The sequence below is a fragment of the Cupriavidus sp. 05L310 genome, assembly GCF_056398185.1.
In genome coordinates, this window is sequence record NZ_JBFTOX010000051.1 from 1 (window position 1) to 13,854 (window position 13,854).

Below are 13,854 nucleotides of genomic sequence, written 5' to 3' on the forward strand. Positions count from 1 at the left end.
GCCCCCGACTCGTTGTTCATTCGCGCTCAAAAAAGCCAGGAGTAAACGCGAATCCGCACGAGTTTACAACCCCTCCCGCCCAAGTCCCATCAAATTCTGGTCGCACTGCGCCCGGTCAGGACGCTGGACTTTTGTATAAGGAGATGCCCTCAACTGGCTGAAAAAGGTCGAAGAGTTGACCGAGAAGCTAACGGCGGAGGTCCTTCCCGGGCCAACTTCGGTCATGCGTTGAGGCAAACGCCAATGTCAGCGGGGCGGCAAGAGCCTTTAACAACCGGTGAGGAGCACCGCAACGGGTTCGCACTCGGCGGTTGGGGTGGAAATCTGCGAACTGTGCGCAAAAATGCGCCCGCACGGCGGTCCAGCTATTTCGCGCTTGTCGTCACGGCAGTCCAGCTAATTCCGGTACTAAGACAGCCGAGTCGCAACGGAATTAGCGGTTAAGCTATTGATTCTTCGCGAATCGCAGTCCGGCGAATTTCGGTTTCTCACAGTAGATAGACGCAGAACCTGAGTATTTTAGACCCATAAGCCGCGTTGGCGTCTCTGCGCCCGGCAGCACATCAGAAAATCGGAAAATCCAGCACCTCTTGCTTTCGAAACGCCTGCATCCACGTGGTCGGCATGGTTGCGGGCCGATAGGCTGTCGCAGAAAGGGCGAAGCAGAGCGGGGTCGAACACGTCGTTCACGGTCGTGACGGCCGGATCAGACGAAACCACTTCAGCCACGAGGCCGAGGATCGCAAAGGCACACGGGCATCCAGCGCCGATACTGAACGGTTCTTGATCTTGGGTCCCGCGCATTGCGCACGACGCTTGCCTCAGGACGATGGGGGCGACGTAGGAGATCGGCAGCCTAGGGCGCTCTATTGTCTTGCGCCCAGCGAGCATGCACCGGGTTGCCGCTTGATCGCATCGCCCCCTCTCTCAGCTCCTTCAGCAGGCGGCCGCATGACTTGGTTGCGCCACTCCTGAGGTTGTTGGTCCGGATCGTCTTCAGCGCGCCACAATCGCATCGGCAATCGCAGAAATAGGCATCCCCCACCTTGTATTGGGGACCCAGCGTTACTAGTCGCCCTACCCGTGTCCCTGTCTCGATCATCTTGTTGTTGTGCATGGTATTCCCTGATGCCCAAGAGCTTCCACAGTACTGCACTGATAGGCAAATAGGAAAGCCCGCCCCTAACGTTGTACGGCTGCCACAACTCGCTGTGGCAGCGTTCATACCAAGCGCTCTCGAGCCTAGCCGAGAATGCAAACGTTTACGGCGTTGAAGACAAGGCGAACTTCAGAACTCGGCCAGATCGTTCGATAGCTATGCCCTGACTTTCGTCAACGTCATACATCAAATATCGCCGGGGGAATTTGTGAATGGTAATGCGCTGGCTAGTTCGAAACGCGCCATGCGCGGGCCGATAGCGATGGGTCGTTCCCTGAGCTTAAATGTCCAAAGTTGCGCCACTTCGGGAACGACGAACGAGATTCGATCTGGCGTCCATCTCAGAGCAACCAGATGTTGGACGGCCACGCCGCGCACCATTAAAGTAGGGCAGGAAAAGTTGAGGGTCATCTCAATCACCTCACACGGGAAACGTGCCTCCTCGTGATGGCCATCGATATAACTCGCCTCAAGCAGTATGGATCCCGTCACGGCGGTAAGCATGGGCCTGTCAGTCCTATAAGCGCCTCGGCGGGGCATTGGAATATCCGTCCCACCCTTGTCGAGTGACGACGGCGACAAAGCAAAGGTGTACTGCGCTCTCCGGGTTCTCAGACTGCCATTCTAGTCGCCATCGGTAACGTTACGTAGGCCGACGGGGACCGAAAGCCACCAGCCACGGGCTAGTACTCCACATCGGACTCAAGGCGACGGGCCTCGTCGAGACGGTGTTCCAGGGTCGGCAAAGGGCTTGCTCGCGAAGCCTTCGACAAGGTTGTTGTGCACTGGACAGTCCAGACTTCTGGGAGATTGGTAGCGGAATAGCTCACGCTGGATATCCCATCGCAAAAATGGCCGAAGGCCGAGAACCCGTTCCTGTCGCCGTGCGAGGTTGCACACTGATGTCCGCCGACCTCGTCCTGAACACAGGCTGCGTCGCCGAGTCCCTCCGCCTTACCTCCCGCGTATATATTCTTTGACTAAGCAGCAGGGACAGCTATCAGCGATGACACCCTTGGGTGAGAGACATGCATTCCTATCATGTGCCCGGACGCGATCCACATCTGTCCGAGGGTCCCATGGGGGTGATAGCCGGGATCACCGCCACAGTTGCAGGCGGACGTCTTGCGATATCTGCACCTCCACAACAGCCCCGTCGCAGAAAATGCGATTGATCACCTTGACGTTTCAGCTCTGCATCCTGTGGCCGGTGGCTGTTGCAGCCGGCCTTCCTGCTGCGTCATCCGAGAGCAGTTTGTACCCCTCCGCCTGCACGTTGTTTATTGACCTCGTCCGCGAGAGCTTGCGATCGGAGCTTGAGATCGAGTGCGTCTCAGGGGCATCGTCCCGATGTGAGGACAAGAACATTGTGGTGAGATCGATACTGATTTACATCGACACCCAGCGACTGCGCGGCGAAGACGACTGCAATACTGCGCTTGAAGCGCTTGAACGGCTGCGCGAATTGCCTTCACCGTCGACTAAGTAGGACAGTGCCCGATGGCATTTTTTACAAGCCTTCCCTACGCTTCAGGCATGTCCGTCAAGTGGAAGCTGAGATGCGAAGAGACATTATGGTCTGTGCAGTGCGTGCAGGTTGGGTCTTGAAAACATGTGGTGCGGCCATTGCGATCCTGGAATTTGAAGAAGTAGGCGAAGCCTTGAGTGTCGGAAGCGCCATAGCGGCCCGCCATGGAGTAGACCTGATCATCGAGGAGCCGAGCGGCCTGCTGCGGTATATTCGGCAGCCGCTCCCGTTAGCGGCGTGACCGAAGTTGTTTTCTAGGAGATCGCCATGACACACAAGGGCAATTTCCATGTCATACCTCATGGCACAGGCTGGGACGTCAAGCGGGAAGGGGCGTTACGTGCACTATTCCACTATGAAACCCAGGAAGACGCGATCAAAGCAGGGAGCGCGCTCGCTCAGCGCGAGAAAGTGGAATTGCTGGTGCACGGTAGCGATGGTCAAATCCGCTTTAATACTGCCAACTGATCATCAAGATCGAGACGCAACGAACTTTCATCGTGATCGCATTGTCGCGACTCCTGGAGGGCCCAGCAGCGATCAATCTTGCGTTGGCCCGATCCATGGTCTCGCGCATCTGTCGGGCCAAAATCGGTCTGTCGACTGCTACTACGGCAGGCCGCAGCGCTTAGCGGCCTGCTCACACCGCTCCCCCGCGCGCTCTTGAGGCGCTGAACGGTGTAGGTGAGCGACTCCTCGACCACGCAGGTCTTTGCCTCGATTGAGGCGCGCCGGGGTAGTGGCATGAAGGCCGCGCTAACGCTGCAGCTTCCGATACTCATTGAAATGTCGGATCGCCCGCATACCATTGCCGAGCGTCTCGTAGATACGAGCGGCGTTGAAGTGCGCGTCGGCAAAATCCGGCGCCAATTGGATGCAGCGCTCATAGCTGGTGAGTGCCTCCCCGGGGCGTTCCTGGTCCTCAAGCGCCACGGCCAGGTTGAAATGGAGCAACGGTTCGCTCGGCAGCTGTGAGATGCCAGAGCGGTACAGTTCGGTCGCCTCGCCAAACCGGCGCGCGTCGCACAGCATGCAGCCCAGGTTGAGATAGGGATCCAGAAATGTTGGATCCTCCGCCAAGGCCCGCCGGTATGCTGCCTCGGCGTCGATCGGCTTCTCCGTTTCCAGCTCGGCACCGATGAGAAACCAATCCTGCGCGTCGGCCTCCGGCGCCCGTGCATCGTGCAGAGACTCCACGACCGCCGCGCCCGGTTCACCTGGCTCAAAGTCCATCAGCATCTGGCCCGACACAGCCTGCCATCCCCTACCCTCGTCCTTTGTCGCCACTTCGTTGCCCATCGCACGAATCCGCACACCGGTCAGCGGCTGGCCAGTGCCGCGAGAAGCCTTCACCCTCGCCAGCGCGCGGACAATCAGCCGCGTTGGGATCTTGGCGCCATGCAGCGAATTGGCAGTCCGGAGAAGCACCATGTCCTGAAACGTGAAGAGAAGCTTCCGGCGCGGCCCGCGTGTGGGCGTGATGATCCCCTCGGTGACCAGCCTGGTGGCCACCGAACGCGGGATGCCCAGCATCGTCTCGGCGTCCTTCAGGGTGTACGTCGGCATCGGCCCGTCACTTTTTCGCCGCTGAAGCTCGCTTGGCGGGAGCGGGCGCTGGCGCCGCAGTGGCACGCTTCCCGGTCTTCTTTCTCTTGCCCTCCGCTGCAGCCGCTGAGGCCGGTGCCTTCGTTCCGCCCTGTTTGCGCTGGGCCATGCTTGCGCGCAGGGCCTCCATCAGGTCTATCACTTCCGCGCCCTGCCGCGGTTCGCTTCGCTCCTCGCTCACGGCGATCTTCTTGCCGGCGATCTTCTTGTCGATCGCCGCCAAGATGCGGTCTTTCTCCTCATCCTTGTAGGCCGTCGGGTCATACCCTTCCACCGAGTTCTGTTCGATCAGCTGTTCCGCCAAGGCCAGCTCGGCTGGCTGGACCTCAGCTTTCTCCACGTGCAGATCCAGCATCGATCTGACCTCGTCAGCATAGAGGAGTTGCTGGAGCACCAGGCCCTCGTCGACCGCCCGCACCTGCACCATGTACTGCTTGCCTTTCCAGACCCACTGCGCGAGCGCACAGGTCCCCGTCTTTCGCATGGCTTCGGCCAACAAGTTGTATGGCTTACCACCGCGCTTGTCCGGGCCCAAGTAGTAGGCCTTGTCGAAATAGATGGGGTCGACGGCTCCGGCCGGCATGAATGAGACGATATCGATCGTGTGCTTCGCCTCGTCTTCCAACGCCTTCAGTTCATCCGGCTCAAACACAGCGTAGTGGTCAGCTTCGAACTCATAGCCTTTGACCATCTCGGACCGCTCAACCACCACATCTTCGCGGATGCACACATACTGCTGCTTGAGCCTGGAACCGCATCCCTTGTGCAGCAGATTGAAGCCGACCCCCGAGTTGCTTTCCGTGGCACTGAAAATCTTCACGGGGATCGACACGAGGCCGAAGCTGAGAGAGAGGGAAGCAATGGAACGGGCAGCCATGGCGATCACCGTACGGGTCGGGAGTACACCGATCTAGCTTAGATCGTGCCCGACGAACCTGCGGCGTTCCACTGTCACTTTGCGGATAGGCGAGCACTTCGTGGCAGAACATGTGCGTGTAATTTTTGTCGGACTTACATGGCGACCAGTGCGATACCCAGTGTCGGACAGCGGCTTATTGCCGTTCGCTTAGGACGGGGAAATACTGCGATCACAGAGGACGACGAAACGGAGACAGTCATGGCGAACAAGAATGTGCATGTCGTTCCACACGGCGATAAATGGCATGTCGTACGCGAGGGCGCCCACGAGCCCTCTTCTGCGCATGACGACCTAGAGGACGCCATCGCGGCCGGCACGACGGAGGCAAAGCAGGACAGCGTCGAGTTGCTGGTCCATGGGCGAGACGGGCAGATCCGCATGCGCAACAGTTACGGGCACGATCCCCGCGAGGTGAAAGGGTAAAACCCGCGCCGCCCGGTTTGTGAACTCAGTCCATGGCTAAGTCGGCCTCTACCAACGCGCGGAGCCTGGAGCGATACCGTCAGAAGCGGGACTTCGCCGCGACGACGGAGCCGAGCGGCCAGGTGTCCGCCGCGAGCGCCGCCAGCGGCGCACTGAGCTTTGTCGTGCAGAAGCATGCGGCTCGCCGGCTCCACTACGATTTTCGTCTCGAGCTTGAGGGTACCCTCAAGAGTTGGGCGGTCCCCAAGGGACCCAGCCTGGATCCCGCAGAGAAGCGGATGGCCGTGCATGTCGAGGATCACCCGCTGGATTATGCGAGCTTCGAAGGCGTGATCCCACCCAAGGAGTACGGGGCCGGCACAGTCATCGTTTGGGATCGAGGGACGTGGATGCCGGTCGGCGATCCGGTGGCCGGCTACCAGAGCGGCAAGCTGAAGTTCGAGCTGCAAGGTGAGAAGCTACATGGTCATTGGACCTTGGTCAGAATGCACGGCCACGGCGACGAGCGTCAGGAACCGTGGCTCTTGATCAAGGAGCGGGATGCGTTTGCGCGCTCTGCCGCCGAGTACGACATCACCGAGGCCCTGCCGGACAGCGTGCTGGCCCAGGGCAACAGCAAATCGGCTGCCGGCGGTAACGCGAAGACTGCCGTGCCAAAGCAGCGTCGCTCGCGCCCGGGGCAGGGCCGACTCGTACCCGCTGCAGCACGCCCCGCCCCCCTTCCGCTTGCGTTGGCCCCGCAACTGGCGACGCTCGCTTCTGCGGTGCCGCGCAACGCCGAACAATGGGCCTTTGAGATCAAGTTCGACGGCAATCGGTTGTTGGCAAGGGTCGACGGCGACGATGTCCGTCTCTTCACAAGAAACGGCCATGACTGGACATCGCGCCTCAAATCGCTTGCGGCGGAGATTCGCGCTCTTGGCCTCGGTTCCGCCTGGCTGGATGGGGAGATCGTGATACTCAGCGACAAGGGCACCACGGACTTCCAGGCGCTGCAGAATGCGTTTGATAGATCGAAGGTGGAGGACATCCAGTACTTCGTCTTTGACCTCCCCTTCTTCCACGGCCACGACCTACGACAGGTCCCGTTGGCCGAGCGCAGGGCGCTGCTCAAGGAGGTGATAGCCGTGCCAGCTGCGACGCGAGTCAGGTACAGCGCGGACTTTGAGGGCACGCCTGACGACCTTCTTGCCGCGGCGTGCCAGATGGGCTTGGAGGGCCTGATTGGCAAGCGCGTCGACGCGCCGTATGTCTCCGCCCGGGCGCCCAGCTGGATCAAGCTCAAATGCAAACAGCGGCAAGAATTCGTCATCTGCGGATTCACGGCCCCGAAGGGAAGCCGACTAGGCCTCGGCGCGCTACTGCTTGGCGTGCACGATCAAACCGGGAAACTGCACTACGCGGGCAGCGTTGGCAGCGGTCTGGATTCGCCCATGTTGACCAAGTTGCTCGCCATGCTGACCGAACTGGAAGGGCCAGTCTGCCCCTTTGGAAAGCCACCACCGCGCTTAGCCGCCCGATGGGTCAAGCCGAAGCTGGTGGCCGAGATCTCGTTTGCCGAGTGGACCAAAGAAGGCCGAATCCGGCATCCTGTCTTTCATGCCTTGCGCGCCGACAAGACAGCCGGCAACGTGACAAGAGAGCAGCCGGTCGATGTGGAACAGCCCCGGCCTCGGCCAGCGCGCTCGGTCAAGGTATCCAACGCGGAACGTGTGATTGACCCGTCGACCGGAATGACGAAAGGTGACCTGGTCGGTTTCTACGAAGCCATCGCGCCGCACCTGCTGCCTCACCTCCGCGGGCGCCCTGTGGCCTTGGTACGCGGGCCAACGGGCATCGACGGCCAGCTGTTCTTTCAGAAGCACGCCGAGACTATCAAGATCCCGGGGATCAACGTCCTCAATGCCAGCCTATGGGCTGGGCATCCGCCACTCCTGGAGATCGCCAGCCAGACGGCCATTGTCGCCGCAGCGCAACTGAACGTGATCGAGTTCCATACATGGAATGCGACCAAGCGTGCCATCGACAAGCCGGATCGCGTCATCTTCGACCTGGACCCCGGTGATGGCGTGCCATGGCGGCACATGCTTGACGCCGCCATGCTGACGAAGTCTATGCTGGATGAGCTTGGCCTGGTGAGCTTTCTCAAGACCAGTGGTGGCAAAGGCCTGCATGTCGTTGTGCCCATGGCGCCCAAACTTCCGTGGATCACGGTGAAGAAGTTCTCACAAGATGTCGTTCTTCATATCGCCCAGACCATTCCGCAGCGCTTCGTTTCTAAGAGCGGGCCGCGCAATCGGATTGGGAAGATCTACATCGACTACCTGCGCAACGGCCAAGGGGCGACGACGGTGTCCGCATTCTCTGCACGCGCACGGCCGGGTCTCGGGGTTTCGATGCCGGCATCCTGGGAGGAACTGGAGGCACTGACAGCGGGCGATCATTGGACGATCCAGACCGCCCTGCAGCGCGTGGAAGCCGCCGGCTACGTCGATCCGTGGGCGGAGTACGCCGATACTAGAAAGGTGCAACAAATTGGTGCGGCCATCCGCAAGCTAGCTGGCTAGTCGATTGGAGGATTTGCCATGGCAACCCTAGATGCGTTTCCTGCCGCGGAGCGCGAAGCCTTTACCAACGCCTGTCGTCGGCACGGGTTCATCGCCGCCGACTTTAGCGTCTGCGACATGACCGGGGAACAGGAACGCCTGGTCAGCGTGCTGAGGCCAGAGACAGGCGTATTGATGCAGTACGCGGCAGGGTCTCGTGATTCTTGGTCAACCAAATTCGAGCACGACCTAGCCATCCGGGTCTTCGGAGACGCCCCCGAGTAAAACCTCGACGGTGCCCGCTCAATACGCGGCCCTTAAGGCACTTTCAAGCTCGGGAGAAGAAATCCGTGACCACTGTATATATATACAGTAAACTGGGTTGCATGGACTCAACCAATCGCCATGCCGACGCCCAATCCAGAATCCATCCATCCTGCCCTTTGGTTAGCCGCCCAGTTGGCCCGGGCGAACGGTCGCACCGTCGCCACCGGCTATCCGGTGCTGACGGCCGAGTTGCCGGGTGGCGGTTGGCCAACGGCGTCGCTGGTCGAACTTCTGGTGCGCCAGCCGGGTGTGGGAGAGCTTCGCCTGCTGCGCCCCGCACTGGCGGAGGTCTGTAAGCGGCCTATCGCCCTGATTCAACCGCCGCAAACGCCCCAGGCGCTCGCATTGGCCAGTTGGGGCGTGCCGCCCGAACGTCTGCTGTGGATTCGCAGCCAGCGTACGGCCGATGCCCTTTGGGCCACCGAGCAGTTGCTGCGCGCCGGCACTTGCGGCGCGGTTCTGCTTTGGCAGACCCATATCCGCAATGACGCGCTGCGCCGCCTGCACCTGGCCGCGCAGAGTGGCGAGGCGCTGTTTTTCCTCATGCGGCCCCTGGCCTGTGCACGCGACGCGTCGCCAGCGCCCCTGCGCATCGGGGTTGCGCCCGCCGCCGGCGGCGTCGATCTCTCCTTCATCAAGCGGCGCGGCCCGCAGCAGGACCTGCCCGTGCGCGTCCTGCTGGAACCGTCGCCGATCCTGCTTCACCGTCATGTTGCGCCTCTGGATCTGCCTGCACCTCTCGTCCCTGCCACTCGAAGTCTTCCGGCCGAATTGGTCCACTGAGTTGGCTGTGGCGGTGTTGGACAAGGAACGCGTCCACCTCGGCTCACGCCTGGCGGCGGAGGCTGGCGTCCGCCCGCAGATGCGCCGCGGCGGTGTGCTGACCATCGCGCCGCAGACCCTGCTATACGATCGGGCCCCGGAGAAGGAAGCCGACGCTCTGCAGCGTGTGGCCATGGCGCTCCTGCAGTTCGCGCCCAACGTGGTGCATGCCGAGGAAGCGTCCGTGCTGGTCGACGTGTCGGCCAGCCTGCGGCTGTTCGGCGGCATCCGCCAGTTGCGCCACCGCATGCGCGCCTCGGTCGCTGCGCTGGGGTTCAGCGCGGCCTGCGGCTGTGCGCCGACGGCCCAAGGCGCTTGGCTGTTGGCCCACGCCGGCGGTGGAAGCACACTCAAGATCGAGGCATTGGAACGCCGGCTGGGCGCCCTCGCCGTCGGCACCCTGCCCGCCGCACGGCCATTCCTGGAATGGCTGGATGGACTGGGGTGTCGTTGCCTTGGCGATATTCGCCGGCTGCCACGGGCCGGGCTGCAGCGTCGGTGCGGCCGCGAACTGAACGAGACGATGGATCGCGCCCTGGGCCAGGCGCCAGAGATCTTCGAATGGCTACAGGCCCCGCCAACCTTCTCCGCGCAGGTCGACCTCCCCGATCGCATCGAGCATGCGGAGGCCACCCTGCTCTACAGCCGCGGGCTCATCGTGCAGATGCTGGGCTGGCTGGCCGCGCACCACTTGGCGGTCACCAAAGTCCTGGTGGAACTCAAACACGAGCGCGGCCGCGAGGCGCTGGCGCCAACCGTCATCGAGATCGCGCTGGCAGAGCCCAGCTGGAGCGAGGATCACCTGATGCGCTTGCTGCGAGAGCGGCTGGCGCAGCTGCAGGTCGATGCCCCCATGATCGCGGTGCGCCTGTCCGTCACCGACGTGCAGGCCAAGGCGCCGCCGAGCGAATCGCTGTTTCCTGAGCCCGGCGGCACGCCCGAGGACCACGCCCGGGTGATGGAGCTGCTCGCGGCACGGCTTGGCGCCTACAACATCCTGCGGCCGGAGTTGCGTGCGGACTACCGGCCGGAGGTAGCCAACACCTGGGTGCCGGCCGTCGGGAAACCCCGGCCTAGCGCGGCGGCGCCCGCCCTGCCCCGCCCGACCTGGCTGCTGGACAAGCCGATTGCCTTGCTGATCCGCGACCACCGCCCGTTCTATGGCTCGCCCCTGCGCATGGTCTCTCCCCCGGAGCGTATCGAGGCCGGCTGGTGGAGCGGCGAGCTCGTGACGCGCGACTATTACGTGGCCGAGGGCCGCGATCACGCCCATTACTGGGTCTATCAGGAACGCATGGGCAGCCGGGACGGCGATGAGGCCACGTGGTACCTGCACGGGCTGTTCGGGTGAAGGTGGCGGCATGGAATCCCTGCGCACCGGCGGCGGCTTGCCCGACTATGCCGAGCTTCACTGCCTCTCGAATTTCTCTTTCCTGGAAGGCGCCTCCCGTGCGGAAGAGCTGGTCGAGCGCGCCGTGCAACTGGGCTACAGCGCGCTCGCCATCACCGACGAATGTTCGTTGGCCGGCATCGTCCGGGCACATGCGGAAGCCAAGAAGCACGGGCTCAAGCTGCTAGTCGGCGCATCGTTTCGCCTGGTCAATGCGGACGGCAGCCCCTGTGTCTCCTTTGTCGCCCTCGCCCGCAATCGCGAGGGCTACGGCAACCTCTGCGAGCTGATCACGCTGGCCCGTATCCGTACGGCAAAGGGCGCCTACCTGCTTACCCGCCGGGATCTGGATGCCCCGGAAGGTGACTACGCGCACCTGCGAGGCCTGCCCGACTGCACGATCATCTTCACGCCGGAGTACTGCACGCCGGCGGAGCGGCTGGACACCCAAGCCGCATGGATCACGGCCACCTTCCCGGGTCGCGCGTGGATGAGCCTGACCCTGTTGTACCGCGCCATGGACGACATCCATCGGGCGGGCGTCATGGAAGCGGCCGCGGCCAATCACCTGCGCGTTGTAGCCACCGGACACGTGCAGATGCACGTACGCTCACGCAAGCCGCTCCATGACGTGCTGAGCGCCATCCGCCTGGGCAAGGCCGTGCCCGATTGCGGGTACCAGCTGACCCCCAACGCAGAACAGCACCTGCGCTCGCGCCTACGCTTGGCCAATGTCTACCCGCACCGGCTGCTGACCGAATCGCTGCACATCGCCAATCTCTGCCAATTTTCGTTGGATGAGTTGCGCTACGAATACCCCGAAGAAGTGGTGCCGGATGGCATCTCCCCGGCAGACTACCTGCGCAGCGAGACCTACATCGGCGCGCACCGACGATTTCCGCAGGGGATCCCGCATGCCGTGCAAGCGCAGATCGAGCACGAACTGGCGCTGATCCGCGACCTGCAGTACGAACGGTACTTCCTCACCGTATACGACATAGTCAACTTCGCCCGCTCAAACCGCATCTTGTGCCAGGGCCGAGGGTCCGCCGCCAACTCTGCCGTTTGCTACTGCCTCGGCGTCACCGAGGTGGATCCGGCGCGCGGCAACCTGCTGTTCGAGCGCTTCATCTCGAAAGAGCGCGCCGAGCCCCCCGATATCGATGTCGACTTCGAGCACCAGCGGCGCGAGGAAGTCATCCAGTATCTGTACCGCAAGTACGGCCGCACGCGGGCGGCCCTCGCCGCGGCCGTGGCAACCTACCGCCCGCGCAGCGCCCTGCGCGAGTCCGGCAAGGCCTTGGGCGTCGATCCCGCCATCGTCGACCTGGTTGCGAAGGCCCATCACTGGTTTGACGGCAAAGCGGACCTGCTCAAGCGCTTTGCGGGAAGCGGCGTCGATATCGAGAGCGAGCTGACCCAGCGGTGGGCCAACATGGCGACGCAGCTGCTGGGCTTTCCGCGGCATCTGTCGCAGCATTCCGGCGGTTTTGTGCTAGCCCGGGGAAAACTCTCGCGCCTCGTGCCGATCGAGAACGCGGCGATGCCGGATCGCAGTGTGATCCAGTGGGACAAGGATGATCTGGATGCCGTAGGCCTGCTCAAGGTCGATGTGCTGGCGCTGGGCATGCTGTCCGCCATCCACCGCGCGCTAGACCTCGTCTCGGAGCAGCGCGGTGAGGTATTCGAACTGCAGGACATCCCCGCCGAGGATCCTGCCACCTACGAGATGCTGTGCCACGCCGACAGCGTTGGGGTGTTCCAGGTCGAATCTCGTGCGCAAATGTCCATGCTGCCCCGGCTGCAGCCACGCACCTTCTACGACCTGGTCGTCGAGGTCGCCATCGTGCGGCCGGGCCCGGTGCAGGGCGGCATGGTGCACCCCTACTTGCGCCGCCGGCAAGGCAAGGAACCGGTGACCTATCCCAGCCCGGATATGGAAAAGGCGCTGTCGCGCACGCTCGGCGTGCCGATCTTCCAGGAACAGGTGATGCAGGTGGCCATGCTCGCGGCCGGCTTCTCCGCCGGCGAGGCAGACCAACTGCGTCGGGCCATGGCCGCCTGGAAGCGCAAGGGCGGACTGGAACGCTATTACGACCGCATCATCTCCGGCATGCTCGAGCGTGGCTACGAGCGCGAATTTGCCGAGAGCATCTTCCGACAGATCCAGGGGTTCGGCGAATATGGCTTCCCGGAAAGCCACTCGGCCAGCTTTGCACTACTGGTCTACGCCAGTGCCTGGCTCAAGCGCCACGAGCCAGCGGCTTTTCTCTGTGCCATGCTCAACAGCCAGCCCATGGGCTTCTACAGCCCCTCCCAGCTCGTGCAGGATGCCAAGCGGCATGGCGTCGAGGTCCTGCCAGCAGACATCACCGTCAGTGGCTGGGATTCGACGCTGGAGCCGCGCGAGCGCAGGCCGCCGGCGGTCCGCCTTGGCCTGTCCCTGCTGCGTGGCATGCGGCAAGAAGCCGCTCTGCGCATCGAAGACGCGCGCTCGGTGCGCGCATTCACCAGCACCACGGATCTGGCCCGCCGCGCGTCATTGGACCGGCACGACATCCAGGTGCTCGCCGCGGGGAACACCCTGCGCGCCCTCACCGGAGACCGGCGCCAGGCCCTGTGGCAGGCCTCCGTTGCCGTGCCCGACAAGGACTTGTTGCGTCCTGCGGACCTGACGGAGGAACTGCCAACCCTTGCGCCGCCAAGCGAGGGCGAGGAGATCGTGGGGGACTACCGGTCCATGGGGCTGACACTGAACCGGCACCCACTCGCCTTGCTCCGCGCACAACTTGCCGCGCATCGCTTCGAGCCCGCATCGACCCTCTTCGGCTACCAGAACCGCCAGCTCGCGCGTGGCGCCGGCATCGTCACGGTGCGGCAGCGGCCAGGGACCGCGAACGGGGTCCTGTTCATGACCATCGAGGACGAGACCGGTACGGTGAACGTCATCGTGTGGCCATCGGTATTGGAGCGGTACCGCAAGGAAGTCCTTGGGGCACGCCTGATCGGTGTCCTCGGGCAATGGCAATGCGAAGGCGAGGTTCGGCACCTTGTCGCGCAGCGGATGGTAGACCTCACGCCGCTATTGGGGCGGCTGCCGACCAGCGGCCGTGATTTTTGCTGACGGGGCTAGAT

At 62.8% G+C, this 13,854-nt stretch carries 11 protein-coding genes; 8 read left to right on the forward strand and 3 right to left on the reverse strand.

Going from position 1 to position 13,854, the window contains the following annotated elements; all coding sequences use genetic code 11:
- Positions 1 to 1,345 precede the first annotated feature (1,345 nt).
- Positions 1,346 to 1,663, reverse strand: coding sequence for a hypothetical protein (locus AC1DS6_RS30445; RefSeq protein ID WP_477103787.1), 318 nt, complete (start codon positions 1,661 to 1,663; stop codon positions 1,346 to 1,348).
- Between the two features lie 667 nt (positions 1,664 to 2,330).
- On the opposite strand from AC1DS6_RS30445, the gene AC1DS6_RS30450 reads away from it, so the two are divergent.
- Positions 2,331 to 2,648: a hypothetical protein gene (locus tag AC1DS6_RS30450; protein ID WP_477103788.1), complete on the forward strand. Its 318-nt coding sequence runs from the start codon at positions 2,331 to 2,333 to the stop codon at positions 2,646 to 2,648.
- A gap of 306 nt (positions 2,649 to 2,954) precedes the next feature.
- A complete protein-coding gene (locus AC1DS6_RS30455; RefSeq protein ID WP_477103789.1) occupies positions 2,955 to 3,155 on the forward strand; it encodes a DUF2188 domain-containing protein in 201 nt (66 codons plus the stop codon).
- Positions 3,156 to 3,443: 288 nt separating this feature from the next.
- Here the strand turns inward: AC1DS6_RS30455 and AC1DS6_RS30460 are convergent, their stop codons facing one another.
- Together AC1DS6_RS30460 and ku are read right to left on the reverse strand one after the other, a co-directional pair.
- Positions 3,444 to 4,253 carry a tetratricopeptide repeat protein gene (locus tag AC1DS6_RS30460; protein ID WP_400101097.1) on the reverse strand — a complete coding sequence of 270 codons (810 nt, stop codon included), beginning with the start codon at positions 4,251 to 4,253 and terminating at the stop codon, positions 3,444 to 3,446.
- A gap of 7 nt (positions 4,254 to 4,260) precedes the next feature.
- Positions 4,261 to 5,169: a non-homologous end joining protein Ku gene (gene ku, locus AC1DS6_RS30465; RefSeq protein WP_400101099.1), complete on the reverse strand. Its 909-nt coding sequence runs from the start codon at positions 5,167 to 5,169 to the stop codon at positions 4,261 to 4,263.
- 240 nt (positions 5,170 to 5,409) lie between these two features.
- Between ku and AC1DS6_RS30470 the strand changes: the two genes are divergently transcribed.
- From AC1DS6_RS30470 to AC1DS6_RS30495, 6 genes are all read left to right on the forward strand, one after another.
- The gene (locus AC1DS6_RS30470) at positions 5,410 to 5,634 is read left to right on the forward strand and encodes a DUF2188 domain-containing protein (RefSeq protein WP_477103790.1); all 225 of its coding nucleotides are present in this window, start codon (positions 5,410 to 5,412) and stop codon (positions 5,632 to 5,634) included.
- A 32-nt stretch (positions 5,635 to 5,666) separates the two neighbouring features.
- Positions 5,667 to 8,201 (forward strand): DNA ligase D, encoded by a 2,535-nt coding sequence (ligD, locus tag AC1DS6_RS30475; RefSeq protein WP_477103791.1) that lies wholly within the window; start codon positions 5,667 to 5,669, stop codon positions 8,199 to 8,201.
- 18 nt (positions 8,202 to 8,219) lie between these two features.
- Positions 8,220 to 8,465, forward strand: a complete 246-nt coding sequence (locus AC1DS6_RS30480; RefSeq protein ID WP_477103792.1) for a hypothetical protein — start codon at positions 8,220 to 8,222, stop codon at positions 8,463 to 8,465.
- Between the two features lie 120 nt (positions 8,466 to 8,585).
- Entirely contained in the window at positions 8,586 to 9,290 is a 705-nt protein-coding gene (imuA, locus tag AC1DS6_RS30485) for a translesion DNA synthesis-associated protein ImuA (protein ID WP_400101105.1), read from the forward strand.
- Positions 9,217 to 10,680 carry a Y-family DNA polymerase gene (locus AC1DS6_RS30490; RefSeq protein WP_477103793.1) on the forward strand — a complete coding sequence of 488 codons (1,464 nt, stop codon included), beginning with the start codon at positions 9,217 to 9,219 and terminating at the stop codon, positions 10,678 to 10,680. Before imuA ends, AC1DS6_RS30490 begins: the two co-directional genes overlap by 74 nt.
- Positions 10,681 to 10,690: 10 nt before the next feature.
- Positions 10,691 to 13,843 (forward strand): error-prone DNA polymerase, encoded by a 3,153-nt coding sequence (locus AC1DS6_RS30495; protein WP_477103794.1) that lies wholly within the window; start codon positions 10,691 to 10,693, stop codon positions 13,841 to 13,843.
- Positions 13,844 to 13,854 lie beyond the last annotated feature (11 nt).